This window comes from Hydrogenophaga sp. LT287, from assembly GCF_055702805.1.
The window spans coordinates 74,784-92,119 of sequence record NZ_JBVPZC010000014.1; the positions used below are offsets into that span (position 1 = coordinate 74,784).

The 17,336-nt window shown below is 65.5% G+C and carries 15 protein-coding genes; 9 read left to right on the forward strand and 6 right to left on the reverse strand.

Going from position 1 to position 17,336, the window contains the following annotated elements; genetic code table 11:
• Positions 1-36 precede the first annotated feature (36 nt).
• From AC0GNR_RS12135 to xylB, 5 genes are all read left to right on the forward strand, one after another.
• Positions 37-1,080 carry an ABC transporter ATP-binding protein gene (locus tag AC0GNR_RS12135; RefSeq protein ID WP_472901208.1) on the forward strand — a complete coding sequence of 348 codons (1,044 nt, stop codon included), beginning with the start codon at positions 37-39 and terminating at the stop codon, positions 1,078-1,080.
• Between the two features lie 34 nt (positions 1,081-1,114).
• The gene (locus AC0GNR_RS12140) at positions 1,115-1,849 is read left to right on the forward strand and encodes an SDR family oxidoreductase (RefSeq protein WP_472901209.1); all 735 of its coding nucleotides are present in this window, start codon (positions 1,115-1,117) and stop codon (positions 1,847-1,849) included.
• Positions 1,850-1,874: 25 nt separating this feature from the next.
• Positions 1,875-3,293, forward strand: coding sequence for a D-arabinitol 4-dehydrogenase (gene dalD, locus AC0GNR_RS12145; RefSeq protein WP_472901210.1), 1,419 nt, complete (start codon positions 1,875-1,877; stop codon positions 3,291-3,293).
• A gap of 26 nt (positions 3,294-3,319) precedes the next feature.
• Positions 3,320-4,255, forward strand: a complete 936-nt coding sequence (locus AC0GNR_RS12150) for an AraC family transcriptional regulator (protein ID WP_472901211.1) — start codon at positions 3,320-3,322, stop codon at positions 4,253-4,255.
• Positions 4,256-4,435: 180 nt separating this feature from the next.
• On the forward strand, positions 4,436-5,887 hold the full coding sequence (xylB, locus tag AC0GNR_RS12155; protein WP_472901212.1) for a xylulokinase: 1,452 nt from the start codon (positions 4,436-4,438) through the stop codon (positions 5,885-5,887).
• Between the two features lie 48 nt (positions 5,888-5,935).
• Here xylB and AC0GNR_RS12160 read toward each other — a convergent pair whose 3' ends face one another.
• Positions 5,936-6,397 carry a MerR family transcriptional regulator gene (locus tag AC0GNR_RS12160; protein WP_472901213.1) on the reverse strand — a complete coding sequence of 154 codons (462 nt, stop codon included), beginning with the start codon at positions 6,395-6,397 and terminating at the stop codon, positions 5,936-5,938.
• A gap of 179 nt (positions 6,398-6,576) precedes the next feature.
• On the opposite strand from AC0GNR_RS12160, the gene AC0GNR_RS12165 reads away from it, so the two are divergent.
• Complete coding sequence (locus AC0GNR_RS12165) at positions 6,577-7,374, forward strand: SDR family NAD(P)-dependent oxidoreductase (protein ID WP_472901214.1); 798 nt, start codon at positions 6,577-6,579, stop codon at positions 7,372-7,374.
• Positions 7,375-7,384: 10 nt separating this feature from the next.
• Complete coding sequence (locus AC0GNR_RS12170; RefSeq protein ID WP_472901215.1) at positions 7,385-7,873, forward strand: hypothetical protein; 489 nt, start codon at positions 7,385-7,387, stop codon at positions 7,871-7,873.
• A gap of 113 nt (positions 7,874-7,986) precedes the next feature.
• Here the strand turns inward: AC0GNR_RS12170 and AC0GNR_RS12175 are convergent, their stop codons facing one another.
• Entirely contained in the window at positions 7,987-8,205 is a 219-nt protein-coding gene (locus AC0GNR_RS12175; protein ID WP_472901216.1) for a hypothetical protein, read from the reverse strand.
• Positions 8,206-8,438: 233 nt separating this feature from the next.
• Between AC0GNR_RS12175 and AC0GNR_RS12180 the strand changes: the two genes are divergently transcribed.
• Both AC0GNR_RS12180 and AC0GNR_RS12185 read left to right on the forward strand, forming a co-directional pair.
• Positions 8,439-10,211: a sensor domain-containing diguanylate cyclase gene (locus AC0GNR_RS12180; protein WP_472901217.1), complete on the forward strand. Its 1,773-nt coding sequence runs from the start codon at positions 8,439-8,441 to the stop codon at positions 10,209-10,211.
• A 119-nt stretch (positions 10,212-10,330) separates the two neighbouring features.
• Positions 10,331-12,628 carry a penicillin-binding protein 1A gene (locus AC0GNR_RS12185; protein WP_472901218.1) on the forward strand — a complete coding sequence of 766 codons (2,298 nt, stop codon included), beginning with the start codon at positions 10,331-10,333 and terminating at the stop codon, positions 12,626-12,628.
• A gap of 66 nt (positions 12,629-12,694) precedes the next feature.
• On the opposite strand, the gene AC0GNR_RS12190 is transcribed toward AC0GNR_RS12185, so the two are convergent.
• The 4 genes from AC0GNR_RS12190 to AC0GNR_RS12205 form a co-directional block, all read right to left on the reverse strand.
• Positions 12,695-13,675 carry an NAD(P)H-dependent flavin oxidoreductase gene (locus AC0GNR_RS12190; RefSeq protein WP_472901219.1) on the reverse strand — a complete coding sequence of 327 codons (981 nt, stop codon included), beginning with the start codon at positions 13,673-13,675 and terminating at the stop codon, positions 12,695-12,697.
• Positions 13,676-13,784: 109 nt separating this feature from the next.
• Positions 13,785-15,575: an acyl-CoA dehydrogenase gene (locus tag AC0GNR_RS12195; RefSeq protein ID WP_472901220.1), complete on the reverse strand. Its 1,791-nt coding sequence runs from the start codon at positions 15,573-15,575 to the stop codon at positions 13,785-13,787.
• Between the two features lie 76 nt (positions 15,576-15,651).
• Positions 15,652-16,584: an electron transfer flavoprotein subunit alpha/FixB family protein gene (locus AC0GNR_RS12200; protein ID WP_472901221.1), complete on the reverse strand. Its 933-nt coding sequence runs from the start codon at positions 16,582-16,584 to the stop codon at positions 15,652-15,654.
• A gap of 11 nt (positions 16,585-16,595) precedes the next feature.
• On the reverse strand, positions 16,596-17,336 hold a 741-nt coding region (locus tag AC0GNR_RS12205; protein ID WP_472901222.1), incomplete at its 5' end, for an electron transfer flavoprotein subunit beta/FixA family protein.

A 17,336-nucleotide genomic window follows, 5' to 3' on the forward strand; every position in this document is an offset into this window, starting at 1 on the left:
GTGGATTGCCTTCTATAGATTTTGAGGACAACTGAAATGGCTTACCTGCAACTCAAAGGCATCGAAAAATTCTTCGGTGAACACCGCGCCATCAAAGGCATCGACCTGGACATCCAGCCGGGCGAGTTCATCGTTTTCGTGGGCCCGTCGGGCTGCGGCAAGTCCACCTTGCTGCGGCTGATTGCCGGTCTGGAGCACATTGACGGCGGCACGCTCAGCCTGGAAGGGCGCGACATCACGCACCTGCCTTCGAGCAAGCGCGACCTGGCCATGGTGTTCCAGAGCTACGCGCTGTACCCCCACATGAGCGTGTTTGAAAACATGAGCTTCGCGCTCAAGCTGGCCAAGGAAGACCCGGCGGTCATCAAAGACAAGGTGGAGCGCGCCGCGAAGATCCTGAACCTCACGCCCTACCTGCAGCGCACGCCCAAAGACCTCTCGGGCGGCCAGCGCCAGCGGGTGGCCATTGGCCGCGCCATTGTGCGCGCGCCCAAGGTGTTCCTGTTTGACGAACCGCTGTCCAACCTGGACGCGGCGCTGCGCGGCCAGACCCGCGTGGAAATTGCCAAGCTGCACCGTGATCTGGGTGCCACCACCATTTATGTGACACACGACCAGGTGGAGGCCATGACGCTGGCCGACCGCGTGGTGGTGCTGCGCGACGGCCTGATTGAGCAAGTGGGCACGCCGCTGGAACTGTACGACCACCCGGCCAACCAGTTCGTGGCCCAGTTCATTGGCACGCCCCAAATGAACGTGGTGCCGCTCGCGCAATTGCCTGCGGCTGTGCAGCAGCTGGCACCGGCAGGCGCTGCAGGCGGCTCCATGGGTTTGCGCCCCGAAAACGTGGTGCTTCACCCCACCGGGCAAGGCGCCATTCGGGGCCAGGTGGACCTGGTGGAGGCGCTGGGCGCCGAAACACTGGTGTATGTGAGCACGACCGAAGGCGCCCAGCTGGTGGCCCGCCTGAGCGAGCGCACAACCCTGGTGGCCGGGCACCCGGTCACGCTGGACGTGGCCACCGAACACGCCCACTGGTTTGACGCCAGCGGCCGCGTGGTGCGCCCTGAAGCCGCCTGAAAACACCCGTCCCCACACCCTAACAAGCAAGCACATGAGCGCTACACACCCCTTGAACGGCCAGGCGGCCGCCGTGACCGGCGCCGCATCGGGCATCGGTTTTGCCAGCGCCCAGGCCTTGGTGGAAGCCGGTGCGCAGGTCGTGTTGATCGACCGCGACACCCAAGCCCTGGCCAAAGCCTGCGCCACCCTCGGCCCAGCCGCGATGCCGCTGACGCTGGACCTGCTGGACGCTGCGCAATGCGCCGCCATGCCCGCGCGCATTTTGGCGCTGGCTGGCCGGCTTGACATTTTTCACGCCAACGCTGGCCTTTACGTGGGCGGCGACCTGATCGACGCCCAGGACGACGCCATCGACCGCATGCTCAACCTGAACATCAACGTGGTGATGAAAAACGTGCGCGGCGTGCTGCCGCACATGATCGAGCGGGGCAGCGGCGACATCATCGTCACCAGCTCGCTCGCCGCGCACTTCCCCACGCCCTGGGAGCCGGTCTACGCGTCGAGCAAATGGGCCATCGACTGTTTTGTGCAGACCGTGCGCCGCCAGGTGTTCAAGCACGGCATCCGCGTCGGCGCTATTTCGCCTGGCCCGGTGATCACATCGCTGCTGGCCGACTGGCCGGCCGACAAGCTGGCTGAAGCCAAGGCCAGCGGCAGCCTGCTGGATGCGGCTGAGGTGGCCGACGTTGTGCTGTTCATGCTCACCCGCCCGCGCGGCATGACGATCCGCGACGTCGTGATGATGCCGACGAACTTCGACCTCTGACTCTTTTCCATCTGCCATACGAACCATGAACACCATCCTGCACCTGGGCCTGGGCTCGTTCCACCGCGCGCACCAGGCCGTTTATGTGCACCAGCTGCGCCAGCTGGGAGACACACGCTGGAGCATCGCTGCGGGCAACTTGCGCCCCGACATGCTTGACACCATCTCCGCCCTGCAGGCGCAAGGCGGTGCCTACACGCTGGAAACGGTCACCCCGCAAGGCGAGCGCAGCTACACGCGCATCACGTCCATTCAGCGCGTGCTGCCCTACCAGGACGACTTGGCCCCACTGGTGGCCGTGGGTGCAGACCCGGCCACGCGCATCATCAGTTTCACCGTCACCGAAGCCGGCTACTACCTGGACGCGGCCAACCAGCTCGACTGGGACAGCTTCCCCGACCTGCGCGCCGACCTGGCCACGGTGCAGGCCGGCGGCGCTGGCCACACGCTTTATGGCAGCCTCGTCACGCTGCTGCGGGCCCGCATGCAGGCCAGTGCCGGCCCGGTCACGCTGATGAACTGCGACAACCTGCGCCACAACGGCGAGCGTTCACGCAGCGGCCTGCTGCAGTTCATCGAAGCGGTGGGCGACGCCCCGCTACTGGCCTGGGTGCAAGCCCACACCAGCAGCCCCAACGCCATGGTGGACCGCATCACACCCCGCCCGACGCCCGACGTGGCCCAGCGCGTGAAAGCCGCCACCGGGCTGGACGACCCGACCGCTCTCATGGGCGAAAGCTTCATTCAGTGGGTGATTGAAGACAACTTCATCGCCGGGCGGCCGGACTGGGAAAAGGTCGGCGTCGAGATGGTGGACTCGGTGGACGCCTACGAAGAGGCCAAGATCCGCTTGCTCAATGCCACACACTCTTGCATCGCCTGGGCGGGCACGCTGGTGGGCTACCGCTACATCCACGAGGGCACACAGCACGCGGTGATCCGCCGATTCGCCTACGATTACGTGACCGACGACGTGATTCCGGTGCTGGACACGCCATCCCAACCCTGCCCGATCAACCTGCCCCAATACCGCGATGTGGTGCTCGACCGCTTCAGCAACCCCGCCATTGCCGACACCAACCAGCGTGTCGCCATGGACGGATTCAGCAAGATCCCGGGGTTCATCGCGCCCACCATCCGCGAGCGGCTGGCACGCGGCGAAACGATGGACAGCGTGGCCATGCTGCCTGCGCTGTTCCTGGCCTACCTGCAGCGCTGGCACGCCGGGCAGATTCCTTACACCTACCAGGACCAGGCCATGAACCCCGACACCGCCCACGCCCTGTGCGAAGCGCCCGATCCGGTGGCCGCCTTCTGCGCCGACGCCACGCTGTGGGGTGAGCTGGCCGCAGACCCGCGGCTGGTTGACGCCATGCGCCGAGCACGCGAGCGCGTGAGCCGCTTTGTGACGGCCCACACGGGTGTTAGCGCCGCGCTCGCCTGAGCCGACCCGCTGAACAGGCAACACCCATGACCGTACGCAGCCGCACCGTCCCGCGCCAGATCAAGCCCGAGCTGGAGCTGGAACTCGCGCGCTCGCCCAACCTGGGCTACGAGTCGTCCACCGACGTGGGCTTTGTGCGCTGCCTGGCGCACGGTTTTCCCACGCCGCTGGCGCGCTGGCATTACCACGACGAGTACGAACTGCACCTGATCACCAGCACCAGCGGCAAGCTGTTTGTGGGCGACTGGATCGGCCCCTTCCAGGCCGGCCAGCTCGTGCTCACCGGCCCGCGCCTGCCGCACAACTGGGTCAGCATGGACATTCCTGAAGGCGGTGTGGCCCAACGCGACCTGGTGATCCAGTTTTCTCATGAGCCGCTGGTGCGCGCGAGCGACACCATCCCGGAGCTGGCCGAGGTGCTGCCGCTGCTGGAGCGCGCCAAACACGGCATCGAATTTTTCGGCATGTCCGAGTCTGCCGAAGCCCACTGGCACAAGGTCAAAAGCACGCGCGGCCTCAAGCGCTTCACCGCGTTTTGCGATTTTCTGAGCGACCTGGCCGCCTGCACCGACTACCGCCTGCTGTCCAGCGTGCAGCTACAAAGCACCGACGACGACGCCTCGCTCGACCAGATCAACGCCCTCGTCAGCCGCATCACCGAACACCTGGCCGACGAACACTCGGCCGCCGCACTCGCCGCCGAGCTGGGCATGAGCGAGAGCAAGTTCAGCCGCTTCTTTCGAAAAGCCACGGGCAACACCTTCACCGACTTCGTCAACCGCGTCCGCATCAGCCGCGCCTGCCAGCTGTTGATGGACACCGACCAGCAAGTGACCAACATCTGCTTTGACGTGGGATTCAACAACGTGGCCAACTTCAACCGTCGGTTCCTGGAAATAAAAGGCATGACGCCCAGTGAATTCCGCAAACAGTCTTTAACCCGCTTTCGTGGCGCCGCCTGACGTGACCCCCCCCGCGCCGCTTCGCGTCACCCCCCCAAGGGGGGCGGCACTGGCCGTCCGGCAAAGCCGGCCCGGCGGTGCCCTGGGTTGGACATTGCGCTCCGGTCGCACCCCAGATACGGCTGATCCACCTTCGAGCGGTCCGGAACCGGGTCGTTCTCTTCCCCCATCACCCCCACCATGTACCTCGGCCTCGACCTCGGCACCTCCGAACTCAAAGCGCTGCTGCTGTCTGACCGGCACCAGGTGATCGCCACCGCCCGCTCGCCGCTCACCGTGCAGCGCCCGCAGGCCCTGTGGTCGGAACAAGACCCTGCCGCCTGGTGGCATGCGCTGGAGGCCGTGATGGACCAATTGCAGCGCGAGCACCCACATGCGCTGAATGCATTGCGCGGCATCGGCCTTTCGGGCCAGATGCACGGTGCCACCCTGCTGGACGAAAACGATGCCGTGCTGCGCCCCGCCATGTTGTGGAACGATGGCCGCAGCGGCGCGCAGTGCGAACAACTCACGCGCGACGTGCCCAACCTCGCCGCCATCACCGGCAACCTTGCCATGCCCGGCTTCACCGCGCCCAAACTGCAATGGGTGCGCGAACACGAACCCGCCGTGTTCGCCAGAACCCGGCGCGTGCTGCTGCCCAAAGACTGGCTGCGCCTGAAGCTCACCGGCGAGGCCGTGAGCGACATGTCCGACGCCGCTGGCACCCTGTGGCTGGACGTGGGCCGGCGCGACTGGTCCGACGCGATGCTCGCCGCGACCGGCCTCGGCCGCGCGCACATGCCACGTTTGGTGGAAGGCAGCGACGTGTCAGCCCAGCTGTTGCCTGCGCTGTGCAAGCGCTGGGGCCTGCCGGATCAAGTGCCGGTAGCCGGCGGCGCGGGCGACAACGCGGCGAGCGCCGTGGGCATGGGACTGGTGCGCCCGGGGCAGGGCTTCGTCTCGCTCGGCACCTCGGGCGTGGTCTTCGTCAGCGGCGCGGCCTTCGAGCCCAACCCGGCCCAGGCCCTGCACGCCTTCTGCCACGCCCTGCCCAGCCGCTGGCACGTGATGAGCGTGATGCTGAGCGCCGCCAGCGCCGTGACCTGGGCCACCCAGATGCTGGGCTTTGAAAACGAAGCCGCCCTGCTCGCCGCCGCCGCCACGCTGAGCGCTGACGAACAGCCAAGCGCCCCGATCTTCCTGCCCTACCTGAGCGGCGAACGCTCACCTCACAACAACCCGCTCGCCAGCGGCGCGTGGACCGGCCTGCGCGCCCAGCACAGCCGCGCCCACCTGGCCTACGCGGTGGCCGAAGGCGTGGGCTTCGGCCTGCTCGACGGCCTGCGCACCATCCCCGCCACCCAACCACCGCTGCACACGCTGTCGCTGGTCGGCGGCGGCTCGCGCAGCGCCTGGTGGGCACAGCAGTTGGCCGACACCTTCGGCCTCACGCTCACCGTGCACCAGGACTCAGAGAGCGGCGGCGCCATGGGCGCAGCCCGCTTGGCCTGGCTGGCCACCGGCGGCGCGCTGGATGCGGTGTGCACCACCCCACCCGTGCTGCAGAGCTTCACGCCCAATGCGGCGCGGCATGCGGCGCTGCAAGCCCGGCATGCGCACTTTGTGGCGCTGTACCCGGCAGTGGCCTGAGCCCCACTGCGCTTCCAACAGCGGCCCGCTGAGCGCTCATGTGCTGTGTCAGGCGCGCCGCCTGGTTTTCTCAGCCGACAAAGCGGTCATGAATTCGACAACGAAATGGCAGTCTTCATCCTGCAACACGCTCATGTCGCCCACGGCAACCGGCGCCACGTAACCGCGAATGACTTGCAGCCCAGCGATGCGTTCGTCGATTTTTGACAGGACGTCGCCAGCGAGTTGCTGAACGGCGCGCTCATCCAGTTCACCGTGATCGCGCTCGGCGAGCAGCAGCGCGATCTCGGCCAGTGTGAAGCCGAGTTCCTTCAAATGCATGATGGCCTTGAGCCGGTCCAGCGTGTCGGCGCCATATTGCCGATAGCCAGCTTCGGTGCGGCTCTGTGGCGTGATCAACCCTTCGTCTTCATACAGGCGCAATTGGCCGCGCGTGACGTTGGCCGCTTTGCACAAGGCGCTGGTGGTCTGCAATGACTGGAAAGCCTTGACGGTGATGACGGTTTTCATGGGGGGGTGTCCGGTGGCCAGGTGGGGTCTTCACAAAGTGATGGCCCATGCTAAACCCGGCACCCAGGTGCCAGGTCAAGCCCTTTCAACGGCCTTGCTTGAAAACAAAACCCTTGACATGGCACCTGGGTACCGGGTTTTAAATCTCTCCACCAACACAAACACTTTGGAGATCCGTCTTGCCCCTACACCCCCCACACACCAAAACAGCACTCATCACCGGCGCGTCGTCAGGCATCGGCAAAGCGCTGGCCCATCAGTTTGCGCAAGACGGCTACCAGCTCGTGCTGGCCGCCCGCAGCGTGGCCAAGATGCAGGCAGTGGCCGATGCGCTGCAAAAGCAATTCAAGGTGGTCGTCACCGTGATCGGTGCAGACCTCGAAACCAACGGGGGTGCAGCGCAACTGCACGCCGACATCCAGGCGCGCGGCATCGTCTTGAGCGCCCTGGTCAACAACGCCGGGTGCGGCGCTTTTGGCGAATTCAAAGACTCCGCGCTCCGCTCAGAGCTGGCCATGATGCAGCTCAACATGAACACGGTCGTGGTGCTGACCAAGCTCTTTTTGCCCGACCTGCTGGCCACACGCGGCAAGATTTTGAACACCGCATCGACGGCGGCTTTTCAACCTGGCCCCTACATGGCGGTGTACTACGCCACCAAGTCGTTTGTGTTGAGCTTTTCGGAGGCCATTGCATCCGAACTGGAAGACACCGGCGTGACGGTGACGGCACTGTGCCCCGGCCCCACGGCCTCGGGCTTTCAAGACAAGGCCGAGCAGGGCAACTCGGCGCTGGTGAAGGGCAAAAAACTGCCCACCGCCGAAGCAGTGGCCGCATTGGGTTACCGCGCCATGCAACGCGGGCAGCGGGTCTACATACCCGGCTTCATGAATTGGGCCATGGCGCAAAGCATGCGCTTCACGCCCCGCAACCTGGCCACCAAGGTGGTCAAGACCCTGACCCGACCCATCGCCTGAGACCCACACCATGATCAACCACATGAGCAGCTACTTCAGCGCAGAGAAGCAGGAAAGCTTGATATTTCTGGCCGTTGGCCTGGCGGCCATTGGCATCAGCGTGTGGCTCTGGATGAACGGTCATCGCCTGAAGTCCATGGCCTACCCGCTGGTGGCCATTGCGCTGATGCAGATGGTCGTGGGTGGTTCCATCTACCTGCGCACCGACACCCAGCTGTCCACCTTGAGCGCTCAGCTGCAGGCCAACCCGGCGGCACTCAAGGCCGAAGAAACCACCCGCATGCAGACGGTCATGAGCAATTTTTCGATCTACAAGGCGGTCGAAATGGTGTTGCTGATCGTCGGGGTGGGCATGATTGCTTTTTTGCAGCGCCACGACGTGGCAGCCGGTATTGGCGTGGGCCTGGTCTTGCAGGCCGCCTTCACGCTCACGCTGGACATCTTTGCCGAGGCCAGGGGTGCCGATTACCTGACGGCGCTCCATGCCATGCCCGCCTGAAGCCCTGAAGCCAGCCGCCAGTCGGTGCCTGGTGGTTCGACTCCGTGATGTTTGGAAGTCTGCAGCCCGAGCCTTGCGCAGGCAGGCGCGGCCGCCCATAAAACCGGGTCAGATCACTGGAGCGCCAGGCCGTCTGCGTCCAGGGCCGGCGGGCGCACCAGGTCGTCGTCGATGCCCATGATGGCACTGGCCCGCTCGACGGCCTTCCACAGCGGGGCGGGCATTTTCAAAATCTCGTCGGGCGAGTCGGCTCGCGCAATCCACTCGCTGATTTGCTGGTGCTGATCGGGGGTCAGCAAGGCCAGGTTGAGCATCTCGTCAATGGTTTTCATGGCGTTGTCGGGTCGGTCGTGGCACAGAAGGCCCCTTGATCGAACCAAAAGGGCGCCGCTCACTGGCCGTTGAAAATAGAAGCTAGGTTAAGGCATTTGCGGTGATCGGGCGGCTGGGCCCAACCGCCGAGGACCATTTGAAGCAGCACGAGAGTTCAGCCGTTCGGCCGGGCACTGCTGGCCACTAAAAAACGCTGTGCACGTCAGCGCAGCACGACGCTAACATAGCGGCGATGCCCTCTCAAACCGCCGTCCTTCGCGCGCTGGCGCGCACCCTGCTGCTGCTCGCGCTGGCCCTGGGCTTGCTGGGTACCGCGTGGTCGGCCACAGCCCAACAAGACGTCACCACCCAGTACCGCTACTGGGTCGACACCACCGGCGAAGCAGGCCCGGACGATGTGGCCCAGCTGCCGGCCGACCAGTTGCAGGCCCTGGTGCAGCAGCGCAGCTTTTCGCTGGGCAGCGGCGCGCTGTGGCTGCGGCTGGAACTGCCCCCGCTGGACACGGCGCAGCGCTGGTTTCTCATGCTTGACGGCTCGGCCTTCACCGACCGGGCGAGTCTGTACCAGCCCGATGGGGCGGGTGGCTGGCAGGCGCAGCATGCGGGCGACCGGCTGGCGGTGGCGCAGTGGTCTATACCCGACCGCTCGCCGGTGTTTGCCTTGCACGACACGGCCGCGCCCCGCACCGTGTGGCTGCGGATGGCGAACCAACCCGCGCCGCTGAGCCCGCGCACCTATTTGCTGAACGCTGAAGAGCTGCAACACAAGCGCTCCTGGACTTTTCTCCTGGTGGGCGGCTACCTGGGCTTTGGCCTGCTGGTGCTGTTTCTGGGCTGGGTCCACGCCCGGCTGTACCGCGACCGCGCCTTTACCGCCTACATGGTCTACGTGGCCTGCATGCTCGGTTTCCAGGCGGCCTTCACCGGTATCGGTGGCCTGTTTTTCTGGCCCAACTCGGCCAGCTGGAACAACGCCGCGCCCGCCGTTTTCATGCTGTGGTTGACCGGTTCGGGCATCTGGTTTGTGCGTGAGGTGTGCGCGCTTTCGCGCTACCACCGGGGGCTGGACCGTTTTGTGATGGGCTGGTCGGTGTTTGGCCTGCTGTACCCGGCGGCCTACCTGGCGCTGCAAAGTGCGCCGGCCTTGTTGGTGCTCAACCTGTATGGCCTGCTTTCGGTGCTGCTGAGCATCGCGGTGTGCCTCTGGGCCTGGCGCCAGGGTGACCGTTACGCGGGCTGGATGGCGCTGGGCTTTTTGCCGGTGCACCTGGGCTACCCGTTTGCGGCGTTGCGTGCAGCCGGCCTGGCGCCCGACAGCTGGAGCACGCAATACGCGGTGCTCATCGGGTCGGCCATCGAAATCCCGTTGCTGCTTTACATCTTGCACCAGCGTGCCAAGGAGTTCAGCGAAAACCGGGCGCGGCTGCGCGCCATTGACAGCACCGACCCGCTGACCGGGTTGACCATCACCCCGGTCTTGCACCTGCGCCTGCGCGACACCATTCGCCGCGCCCGGCGCTACCGCCAACACAGCGGCCTGCTGCTGGTGGACCTGTCCAACCACGCCGACATTGCCCTGCGCGCGGGGCGCGAAACCGCTGACCGCGCCTTGGTGGTGGCCGCCGCGCGGCTCACCCGCGTGGTGCGCGAGGTGGACACGGTCTGCCGCATCGCCGACCGGCGTTTTGCCGTGCTGATTGAAGGACCGATTGAGTCCGCGCAGATCAAATTGCTGGCCCAGCACCTGGTCGCCAAGGGGCTGGAACAAGCTTCCACGCTGCCCGAAGACCTGAGCCTGCGGTTTCGTCTCGTGTCCATCTTGCTGCCGGCAGAGCAGTCCGATGGCGCTGAGGAAGACGAACGGGCGGAAGTGCGGCGCACGCTGGAGCGCTTGAACGAGGCCCTGGACCAACTGGCTGACGACCCCCGCAAGGTGGTGGTGCACCTGCCCCAGCTCAGCGCACCCGCGCTGGCGACCAGCGCAACACCGCCACCGGCCGTTTGAAATGCCCCCCGCTCAGAAGCGCCACGGCCCTTGGGTCGCCTTGCGCCACTGACATGCCGTTACAGCCTTTGCGCACCACTTCACCCCCGGTTCACACGCGCCCCGGATAATTCGGCCCCATGTTCCTGTTATCCCTTCGCCCTGCGGTTGTCGCCCTGGCCTTGGCGCCTGCCGCCTTGTGGCTCGGCCCACCGCCAGCGGCCGCGGCCACGTTTGACCTGCCGCCGATCGACCGCATCGTCAACTACCAACCCAAACTGCCGCTGCAGGTGTTCACCGCCGATGGCGTGGAGATCGCGCAGTTTGGCGCCGAGCGGCGCGACTATGTGCCGCTGGCCCGCACGCCCAAGCTGCTGCAAGACGCCGTGCTGGCGGTGGAAGACGCGCGCTTTCGCGAGCACTCGGGTGTGGACCCCAAGGGCATGGCACGCGCCGCGTTCGCCATGTTGACCGGCGGACGCAAGCAGGGTGCCAGCACCATCACGCAGCAGCTGGTGCGCACCATGCTGCTCACGCGTGAGCTGACGGTGGAGCGCAAGGCCAAAGAAATTTTGCTGGCCTTCAAGGTAGAGGAAGCCTTATCCAAAGACCGCATCCTGGAGATTTACCTCAACGAGATTTTTCTGGGCCAGCGGGCCTATGGCTTCGCCGCCGCAGCGCGCACCTATTTCGGCAAGCCCATGGACCAGCTCACCCTGGCCGAAGCCGCCATGCTGGCTGGCCTGCCGCAAAACCCGTACTACGCCAACCCGGTGGCCAACTTCGAGCGAGCCGTGCAGCGCCAGCGCGTGGTGCTCGAACGCATGCGCGCCACCGGCGCCATCACCGAGCAACAGCTGGCGGCTGCACGCGCTGAAAAGCTGCGCATTCGCACGCCCGGCCAGCGCAGCGTGAACGCCGAACACGTCGCCGAAATGGCCCGCCGCGCGGTGGTCGAACGCTTTGGCACCGGTGCCTACACCACGGGGTTGCGGGTCACCACCTCGCTGCGCGCGGCCGAGCAACGCGCCGCGTTTGATGCGGTGCAAAGCGGTGTGCTGGCCTTTGACCGCCGAGGCACCTGGCGCGGCCCGGAAGGCTTTGAAGCCCTGCCCGCCAGGAACGGCCCGGAGCTGGAGAGTGCCGCGGCGCTGGCACTGAAAGACCACCGCGACGACGAGACCCTGCGCGTGGCGGTGGTGCTCTCCGCGTCACCCAAAGAACTGCGCGTGCAACTCGCCAGCGGCGAACGGGTGAGCGTGAAGGGCGAAGGCCTGCGCTGGGCACAGCCCGGGCTGAGCGCCAAGGCCAAGGCCGCGCTGAAACTCACCCGGGGCTCGGTGGTGCGGGTGCTCAGCAAAGGCAACGCCAAAACCGGTGAAACCTGGGCCATCGCCCAGTGGCCCGAGGCCGAAGCCGCGCTGGTGGCGCTGGACACACAAAGTGGCCGGGTGCGTGCGCTGGTGGGCGGTTTTGACTTCACGCGCCAGCCGTTCAACCACGTCACGCAAAGCTGGCGCCAGCCCGGCTCGGCCTTCAAGCCGCTGCTGTATTCGGCGGCGCTGGAAGCCCGCGTGATGCCGGCCACGCTGGTGGACGACCTGCCCTTCACAGCGCCCAACGGCTGGAGCCCCGGCAACAGCAGCGGCGCACACAGCGGCCCTATCTCGCTGCGCACAGCGCTCACCCAATCCAGCAACCTTGCCAGCGTGCGGGTGCTGCAGCACGTGGGCACCCAGCGCGCCCGCGAATGGAGCACCCGCTTTGGCATGGACGCACAGCGCCACCCCGACAACCTCACGCTGGCGCTGGGCACCGGCCTGGTGACGCCGCTGCAAATGGCTGGCGCCTATGCCACGCTGGCCAACGGAGGCTGGCGCGTGGCGCCCGTGGTCATTGAAAAGATCACCGACGCCCAAGGCAAGGTGCTGTTTGAAGCACCCCCCGCCGCCGCCCTGACGGAAGACAACCGCGCCCTGCCCGAACGCAACGCGTATGTGATGAGCAGCCTGCTGAACGACGTGACCCGCTCGGGCACCGCCGCCCAGGCGCAAGCGCGGTTGAAGCGCACCGACATTTACGGAAAAACCGGCACCACCAACGACGCGGTGGACGCCTGGTTCACCGGCTACCACCCCAGCCTGGCCACCGCCGTGTGGATGGGCTACGACAAGCCGCGCAGCCTCGGTGGTGGGGCTTCGGGCGGTGGGCTGGCGCTGCCCATCTGGATCGACTTCATGGGTGCGGCCCTGAAAGGTGTGCCCGTGGCGCCACCACCGGCGCCACCCGCTGGCCTGAGCCGGGTCAACGACGAATGGCTCTACAGCGAATGGGTGGACGGCGGCGGCTGGGTCAGCAGCATTTCAGACGCTGGCGGCACGCAATACGCCGGCCCACCCACGCTGCTGGACGCGTTGAAAGACCTGTTCAAACCCTGAAGCTGGAAACGACCAGCAAAAAAAAGCCGACCCAAGGGTCGGCTTTTTTGATGAGCCGGCGCGGTTTCAGGCGCCGCAGATGCGGGCTTTGGCCTCGGCGTATTCGCGCTTGAAACGCGCCACCAGATCGGCCGCAGGCACCACTTCGCGGATGGCACCAATGCCCTGGCCGCAACCCCAGATGTCTTTCCAGGCCTTGGCGGCGTTGGCACCCTCGCCAGTGGAAAAGTTCATTTTGCTCGGGTCGCTCTCGGGCAGGTGGTCAGGGTCCATGCCAGCGTTTTTGATGCTGCCCTTGAGGTAATTGCCGTGGATGCCGGTGTAGAAGTTGCTGTAAACGATGTCGTCCGAATTGCTCTCGGTGATCATCTGCTTGTAGCCGTCCACCGCGCGCGCTTCTTCGGTGGCAATGAAGGCCGAGCCGATGTAGGCGAAGTCGGCACCCATGGCCTGCGCGGCCAGCACAGCGCCGCCCGAGGCGATGGAGCCCGAAAGGGCCACAGGGCCGCCAAACCACTCGCGAATCTCCTGGATCATGGCGAACGGGCTCTTCACGCTCGCGTGTCCGCCGGCGCCTGCCGCCACCGGAATCAGGCCATCGGCACCCTTCTCGATGGCCTTGTGCGCGAACACGTTGTTGATCACGTCGTGCAGCACCACGCCACCCCAGCTGTGCACGCCCTGGTTCACGTCTTCGCGCGCGCCCAGGCTGGTGATGATGATCGGCACCTTGTATTTGGCGCACAGCGCCATGTCTTGCTCCAGCCGGTCGTTGCTCTTGTGCACGATCTGGTTGATGGCAAACGGTGCCGCCGGGTTGTCCGGGTTGGCGGCGTCGTGCGCGGCCAGGGCTTCGGTGATTTCGGCCAGCCACTCGTCCAGCTGCGAGGCCGGGCGTGCGTTGAGCGCGGGCATGGAGCCCACCACGCCAGCCTTGCACTGGGCAATGACGAGCTTGGGGTTGCTGATGATGAACAGCGGCGAGCCGATCACCGGGAAGCGGATCTTCTGCAGCACCGGGGGCAGGTAGCGTTGGCGAGTGGTCATGGAGTCTCCGTTGTGGTTTTGGGTTCGCTGAAATGGACCGGTTGAATTCTGGGTCACGCCCGTGCGTCGGTCTGTAGCTGGTGCGACAGACCGACTCCCAGCAGGTGTGTCAGAACGCGTCCACCGCCATCGCGGTCACAGCGTCCGAGCCTTCCACGATGCTGTCGCGCACGCCCGGGGCGCGGCTCAGGATGTGGTCGGCATAGAAGCGCGCGGTGGTGATCTTGGCCTGCATAAACCCCGCGTCGGTGCCCGCGGCCAGCTGGTCTTCGGCCACCATCAGCGAGCGCGCCAGCTGCCAGCCCGCCATGAGGTTGCCGGCCAGCATCAAGTAGGGCACGCTGCCGGCAAAGGCGGCGTTGGGGTTGCTGCGGGTGTTGGCCGCAATGAACTCAACCACGTCCACAAAGGCTTCGCGCGCGGCCTTCAGGCGCTTGAGCACGGCCTTGGCGTTGGCGCTGTCTCGCTGGGCGAGTTCGATTTCGGTTTGTTCGATCTGCGCAGCGATCGCCTTGGCGCCGGTGCCGCCATCGCGCGCGGTCTTGCGGCCCACCAGGTCGTTGGCCTGAATGGCCGTGGTGCCTTCGTAGATCGTCAGAATCTTGGCGTCGCGGTAGTACTGCGCCGCGCCGGTTTCTTCAATGAAACCCATGCCGCCGTGCACCTGCACACCCAGGCTGGTGATCTCCAGGCTCATCTCGGTGCTGTAGCCCTTGACCAGCGGCACCAGGAATTCGTAGAAGGCTGCATTCTGTTTGCGCGTATCGGCATCGGGGTGGTGGTGCGCGGCGTCGTAGGCCGCAGCGGCCACGGCGGCCATGGCGCGGCAGCCTTCGGTGCTGGCGCGCATGGTCATCAGCATGCGCTTCACGTCGGGGTGGTGAATGATGGGTGCGGCCGCGCTCAGCGAGCCGTCCACCGGGCGGCTTTGCACACGGTCTTTGGCGTAACCCACGGCCTTCTGGTAAGCCCGCTCGGCAATGGCGATGCCCTGCACGCCCACGGCGTACCGCGCGGCGTTCATCATGATGAACATGTATTCCAGGCCGCGGTTTTCCTGGCCCACCAGATAACCCACCGCACCACCGTGGTCGCCATACTGCAGCACGGCGGTAGGCGATGCCTTGATGCCCATCTTGTGTTCGATGCTGACGCAGTGCACGTCGTTGCGAGCACCCAGCGAGCCATCGGCATTCACCATGAATTTGGGCACCACAAACAGGCTGATGCCCTTCACGCCTTCGGGCGCGCCCGTGACGCGGGCGAGCACCAGGTGCACGATGTTTTCGGCCATGTCGTGCTCACCGTAAGTGATGTAGATCTTGGTGCCAAACACCTTGTAAGTGCCGTCGGGCTGCGGCTCGGCGCGGCTGCGCACGGCGGCAAGGTCGCTGCCGGCCTGCGGCTCGGTCAGGTTCATGGTGCCGGTCCACTCGCCGCTCACCAGCTTCTCCAGGTAGGTGGCTTTCAGCTCATCGCTGCCCGCGGTCAGCAGCGCTTCAATGGCGCCGTCGGTCAGCAGCGGGCACAGCGCAAAGCTCATGTTGGCGCTGTTCAAAATTTCACCGCAGGCCGCACCAATGGTCTTGGGCAAGCCCTGACCGCCGAAGTCGGTGGGGTGCTGCAGACCCTGCCAGCCACCTTCGGCGTACTGCTTGAAAGCCTGCTTGAAACCGGGCGTCGTGGTGACTTTGCCGTCGTGGAAAGAAGACGGGTACTTGTCGCCTTCCCAGTTCAGCGGCGCGATCACACCTTCGTTGAGCTTGGCACACTCCTCCAGCACCGCCTGCGCGGTTTCCAGACCTGCGTCTTCAAACCCGGGCATTTGCGACACCGTGGCGATGCCAGCGATGTGCTCCATGTTGAACAGCATGTCTTTGAGGGGTGCGGTGTAGCTCATGGGTGTGTCTCTTTGGAAATGTCAGCAGATACAACAAGGGCATCGCGAACGATGCCCTGACAGGGTTGGCAACGGTTTAGAGTTTTGAAATCAACTCAGGCACAGCGGCGAACAAATCAGCCTCCAGACCGTAGTCGGCCACGCTGAAGATCGGCGCCTCAGGGTCCTTGTTGATGGCCACGATCACCTTGCTGTCCTTCATGCCGGCCAGGTGCTGGATGGCACCCGAAATACCGGCCGCAATGTACAGCTGCGGCGCCACGATCTTGCCGGTCTGGCCCACTTGCCAGTCGTTCGGGGCGTAGCCCGCGTCCACGGCAGCGCGGCTGGCGCCCAGTGCAGCGCCCAGCTTGTCGGCCAGCGGCGTCATCACTTCGTTGAACTTCTCGGCGCTGCCCAGCGCCCGGCCACCGCTGACGATGATCTTGGCGGCGGTGAGTTCGGGGCGGTCGCTCTTGGCGATTTCGCTGCCCAGGAAGGTGCTCTTGCCGCTGTCGGCTTGTGCCGCTGCGGTTTCCACGGCGGCGCTGCCACCGGTGGCGGCGGCCGGGTCAAAGCCCGTGGTGCGCACGGTGATGACCTTGGTCGCATCCAGGCTCTGCACCGTGGCCATGGCGTTGCCAGCGTAAATCGGGCGTTCAAACGTGTCGGCAGCAATCACCTTGGTGATGTCGCTGATCTGGCCCACGTCGAGCTTGGCGGCCACGCGCGGGGCGATGTTTTTGCCGCTGGCCGTGGCCGGGAACAGGATGTGGCTGTAGTTGGCGGCGATGGCCAGCACCTGAGCGGCCATGTTTTCGGCCAGGCCGTGGGCCAGGTACTCGGCGTCGGCATGGATGACTTTGGACACGCCGGCGATCTGGGCGGCTGCTGCGGCAGCGCCTGCGGCGTTGTGCCCGGCGATGAGCACGTGCACGTCACCCCCGCAGGCTGCGGCGGCGGTCACGGTGTTGAGCGTGGCGCCTTTGACGGCGGCGTTGTCGTGTTCGGCAATAACGAGTGCGGTCATGTTGTTGGTCCTCAGATCACTTTAGCTTCGTTCTTGAGCTTGTCCACCAGGGCGGCCACGTCGGCCACCTTGATACCGGCACCGCGCTTGGGCGGCTCGCTGACCGTCAGGGTCTTGATGCGTGGGCTCACGTCCACACCCAGGTCTTCGGGCTTGACGATGTCCATCTGCTTTTTCTTGGCCTTCATGATGTTGGGCAGCGTCACGTAGCGCGGCTCGTTCAGGCGCAAATCCGTGGTGACGATGGCGGGCAGGCTCAGCGCCAGCGTTTCCAGGCCGCCGTCCACTTCGCGGGTCACATGCACTTTGCCGTCCACCACTTCAACTTTGCTGGCGAAGGTGCCCTGGGGCAAATCAGCCAGCGCCGCCAGCATCTGGCCGGTCTGGTTGCAGTCGTCGTCAATGGCTTGCTTGCCCAGAATCACCAGGCCGGGCTGTTCTTTGTCCATCAGCGCCTTGAGCAGCTTGGCCACGGCCAGTGGCTGCAGTTCTTCGGCGGTTTCCACCAGGATGGCGCGGTCGGCGCCAATGGCCATGGCCGTGCGCAGGGTTTCCTGGCACTGCGTCACGCCGCAAGACACGGCGATCACTTCGGTGGCCACGCCCTTTTCCTTCAGGCGCACCGCCTCTTCCACGGCGATCTCGTCAAACGGGTTCATGCTCATCTTGACGTTGGCAATGTCCACACCGCTGCCGTCGCTCTTGACGCGCACCTTGACGTTGTAGTCCACCACGCGTTTGACGGGGACGAG

Coding starts and splice junctions, on each gene's coding strand:
- dalD (WP_472901210.1), top strand. CDS start 1,875: ATGAACACCATCCTGCACCTGGGCCTGGGCTCGTTCCACCGCGCGCAC.
- AC0GNR_RS12170 (WP_472901215.1), top strand. CDS start 7,385: ATGATCAACCACATGAGCAGCTACTTCAGCGCAGAGAAGCAGGAAAGC.
- AC0GNR_RS12185 (WP_472901218.1), top strand. CDS start 10,331: ATGTTCCTGTTATCCCTTCGCCCTGCGGTTGTCGCCCTGGCCTTGGCG.
- AC0GNR_RS12195 (WP_472901220.1), bottom strand. CDS start 15,575: ATGAGCTACACCGCACCCCTCAAAGACATGCTGTTCAACATGGAGCAC.
- xylB (WP_472901212.1), top strand. CDS start 4,436: ATGTACCTCGGCCTCGACCTCGGCACCTCCGAACTCAAAGCGCTGCTG.
- AC0GNR_RS12200 (WP_472901221.1), bottom strand. CDS start 16,584: ATGACCGCACTCGTTATTGCCGAACACGACAACGCCGCCGTCAAAGGC.
- AC0GNR_RS12180 (WP_472901217.1), top strand. CDS start 8,439: ATGCCCTCTCAAACCGCCGTCCTTCGCGCGCTGGCGCGCACCCTGCTG.
- AC0GNR_RS12150 (WP_472901211.1), top strand. CDS start 3,320: ATGACCGTACGCAGCCGCACCGTCCCGCGCCAGATCAAGCCCGAGCTG.
- AC0GNR_RS12190 (WP_472901219.1), bottom strand. CDS start 13,675: ATGACCACTCGCCAACGCTACCTGCCCCCGGTGCTGCAGAAGATCCGC.
- AC0GNR_RS12175 (WP_472901216.1), bottom strand. CDS start 8,205: ATGAAAACCATTGACGAGATGCTCAACCTGGCCTTGCTGACCCCCGAT.
- AC0GNR_RS12140 (WP_472901209.1), top strand. CDS start 1,115: ATGAGCGCTACACACCCCTTGAACGGCCAGGCGGCCGCCGTGACCGGC.
- AC0GNR_RS12160 (WP_472901213.1), bottom strand. CDS start 6,397: ATGAAAACCGTCATCACCGTCAAGGCTTTCCAGTCATTGCAGACCACC.
- AC0GNR_RS12135 (WP_472901208.1), top strand. CDS start 37: ATGGCTTACCTGCAACTCAAAGGCATCGAAAAATTCTTCGGTGAACAC.